We start from the raw sequence: 17,851 nt of genomic DNA, 5'->3' as shown, positions 1-17,851 counted from the left end.
TCCTGAAAAATTGAGTTATTAATTAACTTATGTATTAAAAACTATTTCCATACCTGATTTTTTTAACAGAAAACTTTTTACTTTTACCAAGTATATTAATTCAGAACCATAAACTATGTCTAATACGGTATTAAGCCTCAAAAATGCTTCAATTTATCAACGCGAAAGTTTAATTCTTTCTGATGTCAATGTTGAAGTAAATAAGGGGGATTTTGTATATCTTATTGGTAAGACCGGTACAGGAAAAAGTAGTTTTATGAAAACATTATATGGGGATCTTCCTTTGTTAGAAGGTGAAGGGAGTATAGTTGATTTTGATCTACCTACCTTACAAGAAAATCAAATCCCATTTTTACGTAGAAAATTAGGTATTGTATTTCAGGATTTTAAATTGCTTAATGACAGAACTGTAAAAGGTAATCTTTTATTTGTCCTTAAAGCCACAGGGTGGACAGATGAAAAAGGTATGGACAGTAAAATTGATGATGTATTGGATAAAGTAGGTATGAAAACCAAAGATTTTAAATACCCTTATCAATTATCAGGAGGAGAACAACAACGTATTGCTATTGCCAGAGCATTACTTAATGATCCTGAGCTAATATTAGCCGATGAGCCTACCGGAAACCTAGACCCGCAAACATCTGTCGAAGTTATGGAAGTTCTACGGGATATCAATAAAAATGGTAATACTATACTTATGGCAACTCATGATTATGCTTTATTGCTTAAATATCCTTCTAAAACATTAAAATGTGATGGAAATAAAGTATTTGAAGTGGTACAGAGAAAAGGATAAAGATATATTGGTCTTTAATAAATTTAGAATCTAAGCTTTTCGTAATTCTATTACTCACCCTTCATATACAATAATGTATGTAACATATTACAGAGACTAACCTATTCGCAATCCATTTTTAACAGCTAAGTCAGGAGTTAACAAAGTTACTTCTTTATCTTCTCCTACAGCTCCCAAAACCAAGCATTCACTCATCATATTAGCAATTTGTTTTGGTGGAAAATTGACCACCGCTATAACTTGTTTTCCTATAAGTTCTTGGGGTTGTTGGTAGAGTTGCGTGATCTGCGCAGAGGTTTTTCGCTCTCCCAATTCGCCAAAATCAACAATCATTTTATAGGCTGGATTTCGTGCTTCTTTAAAGATTTCTACATGTATTATAGTGCCCACTCGCATATCTACATTCATAAATTCTTTCCATTCTAAATCTCGATCCATTATTTTTTACTTCAAATTATTTCTTAAAAGTATTGAAGTTCTTTTAAAAAATAACACTTTAAGTATCGATCTTTCAAAAGAGCAGTAAAAACCGTATTAAAACAATGTTTTTTGCGTATTTTATCGTTGTTAATTGTATTTTACCGATAATTTGTTGTTTTTTACAAGCTTAGTTACGGGAATTATTCTTACATTTGTACCACACAAGTAAAATATTGTATACGATAATTCGCCCCAAAATATAGAATTAGCCCCAAATACCCCAATGCATACCCCAAAATATCGACGATAAATCCCGAGTTAACTCGGGATTTTATTTTTAATATCAATTATAGTTTAAATCTACTGTAATAAAAAAACCGTGAGAAATCCTCACGGTTTTTTACTTCTATATGTATAACTTAAAAGAGTTTAAACGATTTTATTTCGTTTACGTTCAACTTCGGTTAAGTAAATTTTACGTAATCTCAAAAAGTTAGGAGTAACTTCTACGTATTCATCTTTTTGGATATATTCTAAAGCTTCTTCTAATGAAAACTTGATTGCAGGTACAATCTTAGCCTTATCATCTGCTCCAGAAGAACGTACATTTGATAATTTCTTTGTTTTGGTGATATTAACAGTCATATCATCACCTCTAGAATTTTCTCCAATCACCTGTCCTTCATAAATATCTTCTCCTGGGTCTACAAAGAATTTTCCTCTATCTTGTAGTTTATCAATAGAATATGGTATTGCAGAACCTTTTTCCATAGAAACTAATGAACCATTAATACGTCCAGGAATATCTCCTTTAAGTGGTTGATATTCTTTAAAACGGTGCGCCATAATTGCTTCACCTGCGGTTGCTGTTAATAATTGATTACGTAAACCAATAATTCCTCTAGATGGTATCATAAATTCACATACCATACGATCTCCTTTGGCTTCCATACTAAGCATTTCTCCTTTACGCATAGTTACCATTTCTACAGCTTTTCCTGATACATGCTCAGGCAAATCAATAGTTAATTCTTCGATTGGTTCACATTTAGTACCATCTATTTCTTTAATGATTACTTGTGGTTGTCCTATCTGTAATTCATATCCTTCACGACGCATAGTTTCAATCAATACTGATAAATGCAGTACACCTCGTCCGAATACCAAAAACTTATCTGCACTATCTGTATCATTAACTCTAAGTGCTAAATTTTTCTCTAATTCTTTTGCTAATCTTTCTTTAATATGTCTGGATGTTACAAATTTTCCATCTTTTCCAAAGAAAGGTGAGTCATTAATTGTAAACAACATACTCATCGTAGGCTCGTCGATAGCAATAGTTTTTAATCCTTCAGGATTTTCTATATCTGCTACAGTATCTCCTATTTCAAAGCCTTCAAGTCCTACCAGAGCACAAATATCTCCTGCCTCTACTTTTTCTACCTTCATTCTTCCCAGGCCTTCAAAAGTGTGAAGCTCTTTTATTTTTGATTTTTTTATCGTCCCATCTCGTTTCACCAAAGAAACCTGCATACCTTCTGTCAGAGTTCCTCTTTGTAAACGTCCAATAGCGATACGTCCTGTAAAAGATGAAAAATCTAATGATGTGATCAACATTTGAGGAGTACCTTCTTCAATTTTCGGAGAAGGAATATGCTCAATTACCATATCAAGCAGAGGTTCGATATTATCTGTTTCATTCTTCCAGTCTTCGCTCATCCAATTATTCTTGGCAGAACCATATACCGTAGGGAAATCGAGTTGCCATTCTTCTGCACCAAGTTCGAACATCAGGTCAAATACTTTTTCATGTACTTCGTCTGGTGTACAGTTTTCTTTATCTACCTTATTAACCACAACACAAGGTTTTAATCCAAGGTCAATTGCTTTTTGCAGTACAAAACGAGTTTGTGGCATAGGCCCTTCAAAAGCATCTACCAAAAGTAGTACTCCATCTGCCATATTCAATACGCGCTCTACTTCTCCTCCAAAATCGGCGTGACCAGGAGTATCTATAATATTAATTTTGGTTCCTTTATAAGTAACCGAAACGTTTTTCGAAGTAATTGTAATCCCTCTTTCACGCTCCAGGTCATTATTATCCAAAATTAAATCACCTGTATTTTCATTTTCACGAAATAATTGACAATGGTACATAATCTTATCTACCAACGTAGTCTTACCGTGATCTACGTGAGCAATTATCGCAATATTTTTTATAGCTGTCATAAACGCCTCATTTTTAAGGGTGCAAAGGTACGAGATATTTTGACAGGTTGTATACGAAAATTTTAATTATTAATAAATAGGTATATATGTATTCAAAAAAAACAAAAAAAACACTATAACCAACTCATTGTCTATTAATTAGTATCTTTTCCGAATGTCCATCCTATTGAAAAACTGGCAATTGGTGATATGTAAGTCTCCTTATCATTAAATCCATAACCAACTCCTAGTTCCAAATTCCAGTTAAGTTTTGATTCATAAGTTCTCTGTATTCCCCATACAGGACCAACTACCCCATTATAATCCGACCTTGTTTCTAAATCACCAATCAAAGGATCTCCAATGCTTAGATAGGATGATAAAGCAAGATAATTTCCAGAGTTATTGGCTATTCTTTTTCCCTTTTGTTTTCTTCTTTTAAAATTATAATAATAACGATATGCACCTTCAAAATTAGGGAAAACCCCATATTCAGAGCCATTGGCGTCGCTATACACCCAAGCGAATCCTGTGCCAACTCCAACACTCAATGAAGTTTTAGAAGTTAACCCTACTTCGTATCGTAGTCCTGGCATTATTATATTTGCAGTAAACATATTTTGTGTTCCTTGCGCATGATTAGTACTAGTCTGAGCATTACTACTAAAAACACCCAATATCAAAATAGTGAGAAATATTTTTTTCATGTATAAAAGCTTAATTGATAAAGAAAAAATCTATGAATCAAACTTTATACCAAAAGTTGATGGTTAAATCGCTTATACATTAACAAAACTCATATCTTTGCGCCATAAAATAAGCTATCATGCAATTAGAAAATATTCCAAACCTTAAGAACCTTGATTCAAACAACTTTTTTCTCCTGGCCGGACCCTGTGCTATTGAAGGAGAAGAGATGGCATTACGTATTGCAGAAAAAGTAGTTACTATTACTTCTAAGCTCAAAATTCCTTATGTTTTTAAAGGATCATTTAAAAAAGCTAACCGTAGTCGTATTGATAGTTTTACGGGAATTGGTAATGAAAAAGCATTAAAGATCCTACGTAAAGTTGGAGATACTTTTGAAATCCCAACTGTTACTGATATTCATGAAAATGAGGATGCAGCACTTGCAGCCGAATATGTAGATATTTTACAAATCCCGGCTTTTTTGGTGCGCCAAACCGATCTTGTGGTTGCTGCTGCAAGAACAGGAAAAACGGTTAACTTAAAAAAAGGGCAATTTATGAGTCCCGAAGCTATGCAACATGCTGTAAAAAAAGTAAAAGATAGCGGTAATGAAAATGCAATGATCACCGATCGTGGAACTATGTTTGGTTACCAGGATATGATTGTTGATTTCAGAGGGATTCCTACAATGAAACAGTACGGCACTACGGTACTCGATGTAACACATTCGTTACAGCAACCTAATCAATCTAGTGGTGTAACTGGAGGAAGACCTGATATGATCGAAACTATTGCACGTGCAGGAATAGTAACTGGCGTAGATGGTTTATTTATGGAAACACACTTCGATCCTGCAAATGCCAAAAGTGATGGTGCAAACATGTTACATCTTGATCATCTCGAAAAACTATTGAGCAATCTGGTTGCTATTAGGCAAACCGTTAATCAGTTATAAATTTTTCATTTCTAAAAGTATATGCTTGTTCAAGAACTTCGATAAGTACTTGATCATCGATATCATCTATACTTTGGTATCGAAGAGATTTTACATATTTTCTTTTATCAGACTCTAGTTTCTCCTGGTGTTTGGTAAAATACTGTGCGCTCCAAAATCCCACGTCTACATATCCTTTAGTTACATTAAAGTAACAGATCGGGCTTTTACCTATATAATAAAAAGGAACTCTCCATTTAAACAACAACTCTACTTCTGGTAATGTCGTTTCAATCACTACCTGTAGATGAAGTACTATAGATTTAAAAGGTTCTAATTGTCTTAAAATATATTCTTCTGCTGGATTCATACCTCAAAAATACTAAAAATCAAAGGCGGCTTTATTTTCCTTTACAACAATCGGTGGATAAACCGCAAAAAACAATTGATTAGCCATGTTAGTTGTGTTTTTACGCGAAGATTCCTTTCGTAAACACTCCACCAAAGTTTAAATTTATAAAATCATTTTCACCTTTTTTGATTACGCATTTTTATATCTAAAATTAAAATATTGATGTAGTATTATGTGTAGAAATAGTGATTTGTTTTGGAAGTTATTCTAGTCGACAAGAATATTAAAAAAACAATTCCTTTTTGATAAAAATCAAAAATTTGAATCATGATAACACAATCATTTTATAATCTTAAAACAAATTAATTATGAAAAAAACAAAAATGCCGTTTTTCCTTTTACTGGCACTACTATTGGTAATGGTATCCTGTCAAAAAGATGAAATTACGGAAGAAATTGATACTACAGAAAGTATAGATTTTAAATTGGCTATGCAAAAAAGTTCATCTTCATGCGAAACAAGGACTATATGTTATAATGAACCTGTACCTACGGGGTATGAACTCATAGACTACACCTTTAGTGATGATTGTCCTGACAGAAGACCCCCTAGAGATTTGGAAGAGCCTCGTGAAAATGCAAAAATAATTAGTTACGGTTTAACTCCTAGAATAGTAAGAGGCGGATATGGTTGCGCAGACAGTAATTGCATCTGGATGATTGCTACCAAAGTCGGTAAGAATGTGGGAGTAACAACACGTCATCCCGTAACTTGGGCTCCTTTGGAGAGTTACACAAAAAACCCTTCTAGTCCTAACAATAAATTAACTGTAGTATTCAGAGATGGAAAATGGACATGTACACTAAGATTAGCTACTCAAAAAGAAAAAGATCTTTTTGCTTCTCAAGGTCTGCTATGTACAATTTATAACTTAAATGACGGATGTGGTAAATGGTCTACAAAGTTAATTAAAGGACGAAAACCTCCAGTTGAACCTCCATGTAACCCACATTGTCCATGATCTACCATAAATCAAGATAATTTAATTACAAACTATATAATAAATAGATTTAGATTAAAGTAAATTATATATCCGTAAGTTTTATGTAAAATTTACGGATATATCTCTCTCCTTTTGCAAACAGGTCAAAACTTTCTCATTATAAAATCTAATTTTAGTTACTATTAATTCACGAAAAACTTTCAACACACAGTAATTCATATATAAAACGGTATATCAATAACTGGAGCATCAAAACGATTAAGAAAATAATAAAAACATACCAAAATTTGCAAAATTCAATATTTTGATTTTACTTTGTATTTCAAAGTACTTTTTAATATGAGCACAGAAGAATACTTAAAAGACATTACCGAGATTAAAGATATGATGAACAAATCATCTCGTTTTTTCTCCCTTAGCGGTTTATCAGGAATAATGGCTGGTATCTATGCCTTAATCGGTGCTGCTGTTGCGTATTACCTGGTTAGTATTAGTGGAAGAAACTACCTTATTCTAGATGGTAAAATATTTAATTATATCCTTCTAGACCTGGTTCTAGTTGCTTTTCTAAGTATTATTACAGCCATTATATTAAGTATTACAAAAGCGAAAAAAAATAACGAAACCTTATGGAATAGTGCTTCCAAACGATTACTTACCGCTTTTTTGATTCCATTAGTTACTGGTGGTATTTATATCATTATAAAAATATCCAGCGATCATTATGGTCTTACCGGTTCATTAATGCTTATTTTTTATGGTCTCGCTCTGGTAAATGCTTCAAAATACACTATTGGTAATGTAAAATATTTGGGATATATAGAAATTGTATTAGGTTTGATCTGTGCAATTTTTCCTGGATATGGCTTCTGGTTTTGGGTGCTGGGATTTGGTGTAATGCATATTATATACGGAAGCCTGATATACTTTAATGAGACTTCAAATTCGAAATCTAAACCATAAAGTAGCAATCCTTACCCTATAAATTAGTTTTTGATTTATACGGAAATGCAATTCAATCAGGTTAAACTGAGTACAAAATTTGAAAAAATTCCTTTTTTTTAGGGAATCCGGAATGAAAAATATAATTAACAATATAAACAAAGCTTTTGACCATCGAATTCGATTAGGAATTATGTCGATATTGATTGTTAACGAATATGCCGATTTTAAAACGCTAAAAGAGCTTCTGGGAGCTACCGATGGTAACTTAGCCAGTCATACTAAAGCTTTGGAAAAAGAAGAATATATTATAGTAGAAAAATCATTTATAGGCAGAAAACCCAATACAAGGTACAGTGTTACCAAAAAAGGCCGAGAAGCTTTTAAAAAACACGTAGAAGCTATTGAAAAATTATTAAAACAGTAGCTATATTTTTTTATCATTTTTACTTTGAAAAACAAAGTACTTTTAAAATAAATAATGAGAGCGTTTATATTAGAAACAATTTATGAGTTAAGTAAAAAGCCATATCAAAAATGGTTTAAAAAACAACCATCCTGGGATATCTCAGTAAAAACACTTATTACATATCCCAAAGGAAGTCTTGGGTTTCATTTAGGTTGCTTTTTGCTACAACATGATTTTAGCTCGCAACCCAAATTAGAAAATCATGATGTTTTTCATGTATTAACCAATATTGGCATCTCTGTTTCCGAAGAAGTGGCTATGCAGTATTATCTTTTAGGAAATGGTAAACGTACAATATACCTAATCTCTGTCATAGTACTAGGCACCCTATTCTATCCAGACAAGATCAAACTTTTTAAAAAAGCATATCAAAAAGGGAAAACCGCTTATCCTTTTTACCAACTGGATTACAAAAAGCTTTTACATCAATCTGTGCAAACCCTGAAAACCACATTTTTAATCTCATCATTATGAAAATCATACAACCTATTAACAAAAATGCACTTATCGTAGCAACCATAAGCTTTCTTTTGGGAACTTTACTATTACTGTTCTTTTTAATTTCTCAATCTAATATCGTATTAGACATAGGTTTTTTTTATGTGATCATAGCATCAGTTCTTAATGCAATCGTCTTTGTAGGGATCATAACTAATGCTATCATCAACCACCAGTACTATAAAGAGAATTTAACAACGATCATACTGGTCGTTCTCAATATCCCAATTACTATTGGGTATATCATTATCGTAATCAACAACCCTTTCTTAAAATATTTTTAATCTCATCATTATGAAAATAGCGCATCCTATTAATAAAATTGCAATCATTTTAGCCTTAGTTAGTTTTCTTATCGGAACCTCTCTATTGCTTCTTTACATATGTTTTAAATGGAGTGCACTATTACACATAGGAATTAATTATGTTAGAATTGCTTTCCTTGTTAATGCAATTTTTCTGGCATTTCTAATTATTAATGCGCTTTTCTTTTCAAAAGACACCAAAGAGAATCTAATCACAATACTGCTCTTTCTACTTAACATTCCTATTACACTTATCTATATCCAAATCGTATAAATACTAATCATTATGAATATTATAGAAAAACAATTGCCTTTCATAAAACTGTTTACGTTTTCAGTAACATTTAGTTTATTATTACTGGCAATCAGAATTTTAAAAACAGAATCTTCTTTTTATCTATTTCTGGTCTGGAACCTCTTTTTGGCATGCATTCCTTATGGCATTACAATACTACTAAGCATACGCAAAACAAATCAGCTCATTTTCTGGTTAGGTTTTGTGATATGGCTCTTATTTTTACCTAATTCTCCATATATCTTAACAGATTTACAACACATCAGATTAAGTAACTTACAGTCAGTTTGGTTTGATGTTTTACTTATTCTATCCTTTGCCATCAATGGTTTAATTATCGGTTTTGCTTCTTTATGGATGATGCAGACACTACTTCTTGAAAAATTTTCTAAAAAAATTACAAACCTCATCTCTTATAGCATTCTGTTATTGTGTGGTTTTGGAATATATCTGGGAAGAGTATTAAGATGGAACAGTTGGGATATACTTCAAAATCCATCAGGGATTTTATCAGATATCTTAAAAAGAGTTCTATTTCCCACTCAACATATTAACACCTGGGCTTTTACGATAAGTTTTGGCGGTTTTCTAATCATCACATATCGAATGATCCAACATTATCAAGAAAAAAATAATTAAAAAAATACAATCACTATAAATATTATATCTATGGAAACCCAAAAACAAAAAAAGTCCTTTGGTCAATGGTTAAAGACTTCAATTACCGTTCGAATGCTAATGGTCGGAATACTAATTTTAGTATTATTAATCCCTTTATCTTACATTAAAGATTTAATACGAGAACGCTCCTATAGACAAGAAGAAGTTGTTAAGGAGATCAATCAAAAATGGGGAAATGAAGTATTATTATATGGTCCGATTCTCAAAATCCCGTATCAGGTGCATACTTTAAAAAAAACCTGGGATGATAAAACAAAATCCTATAACGAAGAAGATATTATTACTATAAAACATGCTTTTTTCTTTCCTAACACATTAGATATAAAAGCCAATATCGAATCCGAAACTCTGGGAAGAAGTATCTATGAGTCTGTAGTATATACTGCTGATATGAAAATAACAGGCTCTTTTACTACTCCAAACTTCGAAACACAGGATATCGCAGAAGCAGATATCTTATGGAACAAAGCTACTGTGCAAGTGAACTCAACAAACCTAAAGGGTATACGAAGTAACCTGGAACTAAAACTAGGAACAGATCAATATCCTTTGCGCTCTCGATATGCACAAAACTCATACACAAATACTCTGGAAACCAAATTTCTAAAAGATAGTTCTTTACCCAAAGAAAGTACAGTTGATTTTAGCCTGGATCTCCTGATTAATGGAAGTGAACAGTTACGATTTATACCTGTAGGTCGTGAAACCAATGTATCTATGACATCAAATTGGGCCTCACCAAGTTTTAATGGTAATTATCTACCTGATACCAAAACCAAACAAATCTCTGATCAAGGTTTTAAAGCCAATTGGAAAGTATTACAAATCAACAGAGAGTTTGAGCAAGAATTTTTTGGAGAACTGCCACATATTAATGCCTCTGCTTTTGGTGTAAAATTACTGATCCCGGTAGATGAGTATCAAAAAAGTGAACGTGCTGCCAAATATGGATATCTGGTGATTGCACTTACTTTTCTGGTATTCTTCTTAATCCAGGCAATAAGTAAAATTCATATTCATCCTTTTCAATATTTAATGATTGGATTAGCATTAACCATGTTTTATACATTATTAATTTCTATATCAGAACATTCAAGTTTTTTACAAGCATATGCTATAGCGGGTAGTGCAGTAGTTTTACTAATTTCTATGTATTCTAAAGCAATACTGAAAAGCTACAAATTTATGGGATTCATAGCTGCTTCTTTAGCAGCTTTATATGCATTCATATTTGTAATCATCCAATTAGAAAACTATGCATTATTAGTAGGAAGCATAGGGTTATTCCTAATCCTGGGAACCATAATGATGATATCCCGAAAAATTGATTGGAAAAATGAGTAAAAACAATATTAGCCATTACTAATTAACTCATAATTAATAATGGCCAATTTATAATAAAAGATGCTGGTTAGTTAGTTGATAAAAGTCGTGCTTCATATTTTTGAAGTGCGGCTTTTTTATCTACTTTTAGTTCTGCTAAAAATAAACTGATGAAAAAAAGCATTTATATTTCAATTTTTGCATGTGCAACACTAAGTATGTTTTCTTGTAAAACAGATTCTAAAAATGATAAGAACCTAACTAAGGAGATTACATTTACCAAGGAAGGTGAGCTTTCTTTGTTTGACCTAAAGGATTCAATCCCTAATCCAATAACCAAACTAGATATCGAAATTGCCGACTCTGATTACGAAAGAGAAACAGGCTTAATGTATCGTAAATCTATGCAGAACGATCAAGGTATGTTATTTATATTTTCTGAAGAAGCTCCGCATTCGTTTTATATGAAAAACACAAAATTTCCTTTGGACATCATCTTTATAGATGCAAAAAACAAGGTAGTAAGTATCCAAAAAAATGCACAACCTCTTAATGAATCTTCATTACCATCTGAAGGACCAGCGCAATATGTGTTAGAAGTAAATGCTAAACTTACAGATACCTGGAATCTTAAAGCCGGTGATTCTATTTCTTTTACTAAAATGTAAAATAAGACCTCACAGGTTTTAAAAACCTGTGAGGTCTTGAAAAAATAATAGAAAATACAAAAATCCTTTCTAATCGCTTAGAAAGGATTTTTTGTAATTATAACTTAGAAAAAGATTATTTTTTCTTCTCTTCGGTTACTTTTTCTTTAGTCTTTAAACCAACTTTACGTACGGTATCATACATTACCGGAGTTGCAATAAATAGAGACGAATAGGTACCTATAATCACACCAATAATTAACGAGAACATAAACCCTCTTAAAGGCACAGCGAATATAAAGATCGCGATCAGTACCAATAATGTGGTTAAAGATGTATTTAAAGTACGACTTAACGTACTATTTAAAGCTCCATTAACGTTTTTATCCAATGGTCTTCCAGTATGCTCGTTGAAGAATTCCCTAATTCTATCAAATACAACCACGGTATCATTTAACGAGTATCCAATTACAGTAAGTATAGCCGCAATGAACGCTTGATCAATTTCCATATTAAATGGCATAAACTTATAGGTTAACGAGAATATCCCTAGTACTATTAATACATCATGGAATACCGCCGCTACAGCACCTAAACTAAATTGCCATCTTCTAAATCGTAGTAAAATATATAAGAAGACAACTATAAGAGATGCAAGTACCGACCAGAATGCTGCTTGTTTAATATCATCTGCAATTGTTGGCCCTACCTTCATAGAATGCATAATACCTACTTGCTTATCATCTCCACCATTAGCAAATTGATCATAAGTCAACCCATCTGTTAAATAAGGCTTTAAAGCTGTAAATAATTTGTTTGAAATTTCTGCATCTACTTCTTCACCTGTTTCATCAACTTTGTACTTTGTTGTAATTTTTAATTGATTATTGGTTCCATAAGTTTTTGCCTGTGCACTTTCAAATGCTGCAACAAGATCTTTCTCTACAACAGTAGGAACAACATCTTTTGCAAAACGAACAGTATATGTTCTTCCTCCTACAAAATCTACACCTTGATCCAAACCATTGGTGAATAATGAACCAATACCTGCAACGATAATAATACCAGAAATGATATAAGCAACTTTACGTTTCTTTAAGAAATTAATATTAACATTCTTAAATAAGTTCTTGGTTGCTCCTGTAGAAAAAGCTAATTCTTTACCATTTTTACCGTAACCATCGATAAATAATCTGGTTACAAAAATAGCTGTAAATAGAGAAGTTAAAATACCTATTAATAAGGTAGTCGCAAACCCTTTAATTGGTCCAGTACCAATAACTAATAAAATAAGACCTGTAAGACCAGTAGTTATATTCGCATCAAGTATTGACGATAATGCATTACTAAATCCATCTTTAATAGCATCTACCTGAGACTTACCCTTTACCAACTCTTCTCTAATTCGTTCAAATATTAACACGTTTGCATCCACCGACATACCAATCGTTAATACGATACCTGCAATACCAGGAAGTGTTAATACCGCTTTTAATCCTGCTAATACTCCAAAAATGAATAAGATATTAACCACCAAAGCCACATCTGCAAAAAGTCCAGCTTTACCATAGTAAAATACCATCCAGATTAGAATTAACACTAATGCTATTGCAAAAGACATAATACCACTATCAATAGCTTCTTGACCTAAAGACGGTCCTACTACCTCACTCTGTATAATATCTGCAGAAGCCGGTAATTTACCTGCTCTTAATACATTTGCCAAATCCTGACCTTCTTCTATAGAAAAGTCTCCGGTAATCTCACTTCTACCTCCACTAATCGCTCCTGTTGTAACACCTGGAGCAGAATATACTATATCATCTAATACAACTGCTATCTGGCTACTTTGATTAAAAGCACGGCCAGTCATTTCTTCCCATTTTTTAGCTCCTTTACCATCCATTTGCATGGTAACTGTTACTTTACCTAATTGGCTATACTCTTGTCTTGCATCTGTAATAACACCACCACTTAATTCTGGCTCATTATCTCTATTTCCTTTTATAGCATATAAATCTAAAAACTCAGAATCTTTTTCTGGTTTTCCCCATGCAAATTTCATAAAACGTTGCTCTACCGGCAATAAAGCTTTTACTTTAGGATCATTAAGGTATGCCATAAACTGATCTGCATTCTTCTTCTCTACGGTAGCCACTACTGGTCCTCCTTGTCTTCCTTGTCCTACAATTAGGTCAAACAATGGGTTTACCTGTGCTTCAATATCAGTAGAATCTTCTGCATCTTCCAATAAGTTTTCGATCGCTGCATCGGCATCAGTTGTTGTAGAATCAACTTTTGCCGTATCTACCTGAGTAGAATCTACCACATTCTCACTGGTTTCAGCAACTTTTTCTTTTATTTCATCTACACCTTCAAGCTCTTCTTTAATCAAATTATTAGCAGCAATAAGATGATTAAAAACTTCTTCCATCTTATATACATCCCAAAATTCTAATTGAGCTGTACTTGTTACCAAGCTTTTTACCCTCTCGATATCTTTAGCACCTGGAAGCTCTACCAAAATACGACCAGATTCACCTAAACGCTGGATGTTAGGCTGTGTAACCCCAAACTTATCGATACGCTTACGCAATACTTCGAATGCTGATACTACAGACTCATCAATCTTACGTTTTAGAACAGGTTTAACTTGCTCATTAGTCATATCATAAGTGATATCATCACTTAAGTTTTTGTTTGCAAAAATATCTGGTGATGCCAATTTTGCATCCGGAATTTTTTCAAACTCGGTAAAGAAATCATCAATATAATTATTTTGGCTATTTTTCTGTACCTCATCAGTAGCAAGCAAAGCCTGATTAAACGAAGGGTCTTTAGAATTATTTGCAAGTCCACTTAAAATGTCTTTTACAGAAATTTGTAGAATAACATTAATTCCTCCTTTAAGGTCAAGCCCTTTATTAAGTTCTTTATCCTTTGCATCATTATAAGTAATACCGGCAAAAATTTCTTCTTTACCAATAGAATCTAAATAATTACGCTCTGCTGTCTCCCTTAATTTTGAGTAATCTTTTACGCTTTCGGGATACTTTTGCTGTGCATAAATTTCAGCTTCTGCCTCTTTTGTGTAGGCCATGTACGTATATGACAATTGGTAAATACATACCAAGCCAAATAAAATAGCAAACACTCTAACAAGTCCTTTATTTTGCATTATCTATTTATTTTGGTCAAACCTGCTAACAAGAGTACTTACAATATTCCTCTTCAGATTTGACAATTATTTTTATTATTTAATACTATGTGATTGAGCTTTATCATACAACTGACAAAGGCTCTATTTTAAAATATGATTAGTTTTTAGGAATTTCTTAAAAGCTTAGAATTCCAATCAAGAGGTGGGTCCAGCTCTTACTTCAGGAATATTATGCGAAGTGTGGTCTATTGCAATTGCAATATTTGTATTTACTTTTTGGGCTACTTTGACGAGCCTATCTATATAATCGGTATCAATTCCTTTAACAAAACTATACGAGTTAGAACCAGAATATCCATCGCGTTCATGTTTTACTTCTAAAACATACTTTCCATTAAAGTCAGCATCAAAATCTGTACTTTTCTGGATTTCATAAACATCGAAATTATAGTCTTTAGAATTTTTATTTAAAGGAAACTGATCACCATCTTCGTTTTGATCATAAAAAACATGATCCAAGGCTACATTATGTGCTTCAGAAAGTATTCTTTTTATATACTCTACATCTGCATCACTATAGTAGGCAATTTTGAGCTTGCCATTTTTTAGCCCTTTTGATATCCTTGTATGCTGCACTCCTATAGATTGCAGTTGTTTTTTTACAAGTGTTATCGCATTTTGAGCTTCAACAGAAGTAATCTCATTATTAACAAACTCTAATACAATTTCCTGATTAGGTACTACGGTTTGCTGCTGAATAACAACAAGTGTTGCTAAAGCAGAAATTAAAATCCCGAAGTACCATTTTTTCTTCATGCGGCAAATATAAAAAAATTAAAACTGCATTTCTAAAGTCTTCAAATAAATATCTATTGCAATCTTCAAACATCAAAACGTATAAGTTTCAATTTTGGTATTTATCACTATTCCAAAAACATCAAAACCGAGACTTGTTCTATTGTAAAGACTTCATTAATTAGAGAAAACATATTTCTTTCTACACTACCGTAAAACAATAAGAGCTGCATAAAGCAGCTCTTATTAAACTTATTTATAAGGATATATTATAACTCTAATAATCCATTTGTTTTCTTAACACCTTCAGCACTTTCTGCAAGTTTAGCTTTTTCTGCATCGTTAAGTTCTATTTCAACAATCTTTTCGATTCCGTTTCTACCTAATACAACTGGCGCACCTATACAAAGATCATTTAATCCATATTCTCCTTCTAATAAGGTAGAGCAAGGGAAAATTTTCTTTTGATCACAAGCGATTGCTTGTACTAAACCTGATACTGCTGCTCCTGGAGCATACCATGCCGATGTACCTAATAATTTGGTCAATGTAGCTCCACCAACTTTAGTATCTGCAGCAACTTGCTCTATTCTTTCTTCTGAAATAAATTCTGAAACAGGCACGCTATTTCTTGTAGCCAATCTTGTTAATGGCACCATACCTTTATCACTATGCCCACCAATTACCATTCCGTCAACATCAGAAATAGGAGCACCTAATGCTTCTGCTAATCTGTATTTAAAACGGGCACTATCTAAAGCACCACCCATACCTATAATTCTATTTTTAGGAAGATTGGTTGTTTTATGTACCAAATAGGTCATTGTATCCATAGGGTTACTAACCACAATAATAATTGCATTAGGAGAGTGCTCTATCAAACTTGAAGATACTGATTTAACAATCCCAGCATTAATACCAATTAATTCTTCTCTTGTCATTCCTGGTTTACGAGGAATTCCTGAAGTAATTACAGCAATATCACTTCCTGCAGTTTTAGAATAATCTCCTGTAGTACCAGTGATTTTGGTATCAAACCCATTTAAAGAAGCGGTCTGCATGAGATCCATTGCTTTTCCTTCTGCATATCCTTCTTTAATATCTAACACTACTACTTCTGAAGCAAAATTCTTTATTGCTATATATTCAGCGCAACTAGCACCTACTGCACCAGCTCCTACTACTGTAACTTTCATGGTATATTTTTTTGAATGTAATTAAACTTATTTATTTCGCGAAAATACGAATTCTTTGATGAATTAATTAACAAATAGAGTGTTAATTACCAGCCAAAATTAAGTCCTAAAGAAAGGTTATTATAGTTTTGCAATGTATAATCCAGATTCGCTCTAAAAATACCAAACTGTACTTTTGCACCAATTGATGCTTTAACTCCTTTTGTTCTATTTTTTACACTTATTGGATCTATTACCGTTTGGGATGTTAGCGGTCCGTTTTGAATTTGATAGGTTCCTAATAAATCTGCATCACTCGAACCAAAATAATATCCTAGTCCCCCATAAAAGTTTAAAACAGGTAATTTGGTAGATACAATACCTGTGATCAACCATGAATTAGTATTTAAGCGTACTTCCTGATCTGCACCTTCTATCCCACTACTGGCATTAATATCATAAAAACCTTTTACATTAGTATATCCCAATAAAGCAGATAGTCTAACAGGCCATCTCTTTAACGGAAAAACCCAATCGGTAAACTCATGCTGAAAAGCGACACCATACAGTTGTATTTCTGCATCTTGTACTGCTTTGATCCTTGGCAAAAACCTAAGTTTTATTTCTGTACTTTTTATTAACCCCATTGATCCTTGAATAAATCCGCTTGGTAAAGAATTAATTTCAGAATCACCAATACCATTTGGTAAAACAACTTCTAATTCTGTGACTTGACCTCGATTTATTACTACTACTATTTCTTCTCGGTTTACACCTAATGCATTTGCAACAGTCTGACTGGTTTGCCCATTTCTAAATGTTAAATCTGTATAATCCTGCACATTTAGGACAAAAGATTGTTTTTCTTCTCTTACAAAAGAAAGGTTACCTACAATCCCAGCTTCGAAGTGCCATAATTTCTTTGTTTCTGCTGTATTATACCAACCATTAGACATAGCGTTTACCAAAGACTCTCCTGCAGATGCAAAATAATCTTCACTAAATCTCTGGGCATTTTCAATTCCTATTTCAAGAATTTGATCGATATCTGTTTGCGAAAACGTAACATGACCTAGAAGTAATGCTAACAGCAAAGTACATTTTTTCATAAGATTTGGGTTTAATAGGCATTGCAATATAAAAAAAATCCGCTA

The 17,851-nt window shown here is 32.8% G+C and carries 19 protein-coding genes; 11 read left to right on the top strand and 8 right to left on the bottom strand.

The features are described 5' to 3' along the window. Positions 1–115 precede the first annotated feature (115 nt). Entirely contained in the window at positions 116–799 is a 684-nt protein-coding gene (locus Z053_RS0119225; RefSeq protein WP_024768942.1) for a cell division ATP-binding protein FtsE, read from the top strand. A 96-nt stretch (positions 800–895) separates the two neighbouring features. Here the strand turns inward: Z053_RS0119225 and Z053_RS0119220 are convergent, their stop codons facing one another. The 3 genes from Z053_RS0119220 to Z053_RS0119210 all read right to left on the bottom strand — a co-directional run bounded on the left by Z053_RS0119220 (position 896) and on the right by Z053_RS0119210 (position 4,134). Beyond that, entirely contained in the window at positions 896–1,237 is a 342-nt protein-coding gene (locus Z053_RS0119220; RefSeq protein WP_025666604.1) for a tRNA-binding protein, read from the bottom strand. Between the two features lie 411 nt (positions 1,238–1,648). After that, a complete protein-coding gene (typA, locus tag Z053_RS0119215; protein ID WP_025666603.1) occupies positions 1,649–3,448 on the bottom strand; it encodes a translational GTPase TypA in 1,800 nt (599 codons plus the stop codon). Positions 3,449–3,582: 134 nt separating this feature from the next. Beyond that, positions 3,583–4,134 (bottom strand): hypothetical protein, encoded by a 552-nt coding sequence (locus Z053_RS0119210; protein WP_025666602.1) that lies wholly within the window; start codon positions 4,132–4,134, stop codon positions 3,583–3,585. Between the two features lie 119 nt (positions 4,135–4,253). Between Z053_RS0119210 and kdsA the strand changes: the two genes are divergently transcribed. After that, complete coding sequence (gene kdsA, locus Z053_RS0119205) at positions 4,254–5,072, top strand: 3-deoxy-8-phosphooctulonate synthase (RefSeq protein ID WP_025666601.1); 819 nt, start codon at positions 4,254–4,256, stop codon at positions 5,070–5,072. On the opposite strand, the gene Z053_RS0119200 is transcribed toward kdsA, so the two are convergent. Continuing rightward, positions 5,059–5,421 carry a DUF1801 domain-containing protein gene (locus tag Z053_RS0119200; protein WP_025666600.1) on the bottom strand — a complete coding sequence of 121 codons (363 nt, stop codon included), beginning with the start codon at positions 5,419–5,421 and terminating at the stop codon, positions 5,059–5,061. The genes kdsA and Z053_RS0119200 overlap by 14 nt on opposite strands. Before the next feature lie 350 nt (positions 5,422–5,771). Here Z053_RS0119200 and Z053_RS0119195 point away from each other — a divergent pair, with 350 nt between their 5' ends. The 9 genes from Z053_RS0119195 to Z053_RS0119150 all read left to right on the top strand — a co-directional run bounded on the left by Z053_RS0119195 (position 5,772) and on the right by Z053_RS0119150 (position 11,588). Further along, the gene (locus tag Z053_RS0119195) at positions 5,772–6,425 is read left to right on the top strand and encodes a hypothetical protein (protein WP_025666599.1); all 654 of its coding nucleotides are present in this window, start codon (positions 5,772–5,774) and stop codon (positions 6,423–6,425) included. Positions 6,426–6,746: 321 nt separating this feature from the next. After that, positions 6,747–7,370 (top strand): hypothetical protein, encoded by a 624-nt coding sequence (locus Z053_RS0119190; protein ID WP_025666598.1) that lies wholly within the window; start codon positions 6,747–6,749, stop codon positions 7,368–7,370. Positions 7,371–7,482: 112 nt separating this feature from the next. After that, entirely contained in the window at positions 7,483–7,776 is a 294-nt protein-coding gene (locus Z053_RS0119185; RefSeq protein WP_025666597.1) for a winged helix-turn-helix domain-containing protein, read from the top strand. Positions 7,777–7,830: 54 nt separating this feature from the next. After that, entirely contained in the window at positions 7,831–8,292 is a 462-nt protein-coding gene (locus tag Z053_RS0119180) for a Coq4 family protein (RefSeq protein ID WP_025666596.1), read from the top strand. After that, a complete protein-coding gene (locus Z053_RS0119175) occupies positions 8,289–8,600 on the top strand; it encodes a hypothetical protein (protein WP_025666595.1) in 312 nt (103 codons plus the stop codon). The genes Z053_RS0119180 and Z053_RS0119175 overlap by 4 nt, the downstream gene beginning before the upstream one ends. Before the next feature lie 10 nt (positions 8,601–8,610). After that, positions 8,611–8,895, top strand: a complete 285-nt coding sequence (locus Z053_RS0119170) for a hypothetical protein (RefSeq protein WP_025666594.1) — start codon at positions 8,611–8,613, stop codon at positions 8,893–8,895. Between the two features lie 12 nt (positions 8,896–8,907). Beyond that, complete coding sequence (locus tag Z053_RS0119165) at positions 8,908–9,555, top strand: DUF1361 domain-containing protein (RefSeq protein WP_025666593.1); 648 nt, start codon at positions 8,908–8,910, stop codon at positions 9,553–9,555. Positions 9,556–9,585: 30 nt separating this feature from the next. Further along, the gene (gene creD, locus Z053_RS0119160; protein WP_025666592.1) at positions 9,586–10,941 is read left to right on the top strand and encodes a cell envelope integrity protein CreD; all 1,356 of its coding nucleotides are present in this window, start codon (positions 9,586–9,588) and stop codon (positions 10,939–10,941) included. A 149-nt stretch (positions 10,942–11,090) separates the two neighbouring features. After that, positions 11,091–11,588, top strand: coding sequence for a DUF192 domain-containing protein (locus Z053_RS0119150; RefSeq protein WP_025666591.1), 498 nt, complete (start codon positions 11,091–11,093; stop codon positions 11,586–11,588). A 115-nt stretch (positions 11,589–11,703) separates the two neighbouring features. Here the strand turns inward: Z053_RS0119150 and secDF are convergent, their stop codons facing one another. The 4 genes from secDF to Z053_RS0119130 form a co-directional block, all read right to left on the bottom strand. Beyond that, a complete protein-coding gene (gene secDF, locus Z053_RS0119145) occupies positions 11,704–14,745 on the bottom strand; it encodes a protein translocase subunit SecDF (RefSeq protein WP_025666590.1) in 3,042 nt (1,013 codons plus the stop codon). Between the two features lie 177 nt (positions 14,746–14,922). Beyond that, positions 14,923–15,543, bottom strand: coding sequence for a hypothetical protein (locus tag Z053_RS0119140; RefSeq protein ID WP_025666589.1), 621 nt, complete (start codon positions 15,541–15,543; stop codon positions 14,923–14,925). Positions 15,544–15,791: 248 nt separating this feature from the next. After that, positions 15,792–16,718: a malate dehydrogenase gene (mdh, locus tag Z053_RS0119135; RefSeq protein WP_025666588.1), complete on the bottom strand. Its 927-nt coding sequence runs from the start codon at positions 16,716–16,718 to the stop codon at positions 15,792–15,794. A gap of 86 nt (positions 16,719–16,804) precedes the next feature. Further along, entirely contained in the window at positions 16,805–17,806 is a 1,002-nt protein-coding gene (locus Z053_RS0119130) for a DUF6588 family protein (protein WP_025666587.1), read from the bottom strand. Positions 17,807–17,851 lie beyond the last annotated feature (45 nt).

Origin of the sequence: Aquimarina megaterium XH134, from assembly GCF_000520975.1 — a bacterium.
In the GTDB taxonomy this organism is placed as follows: domain Bacteria; phylum Bacteroidota; class Bacteroidia; order Flavobacteriales; family Flavobacteriaceae; genus Aquimarina; species Aquimarina megaterium.
The sequence above is the reverse complement of the archived record's forward strand: the minus strand, read 5'-3'. Positions and strand labels throughout refer to the sequence as shown.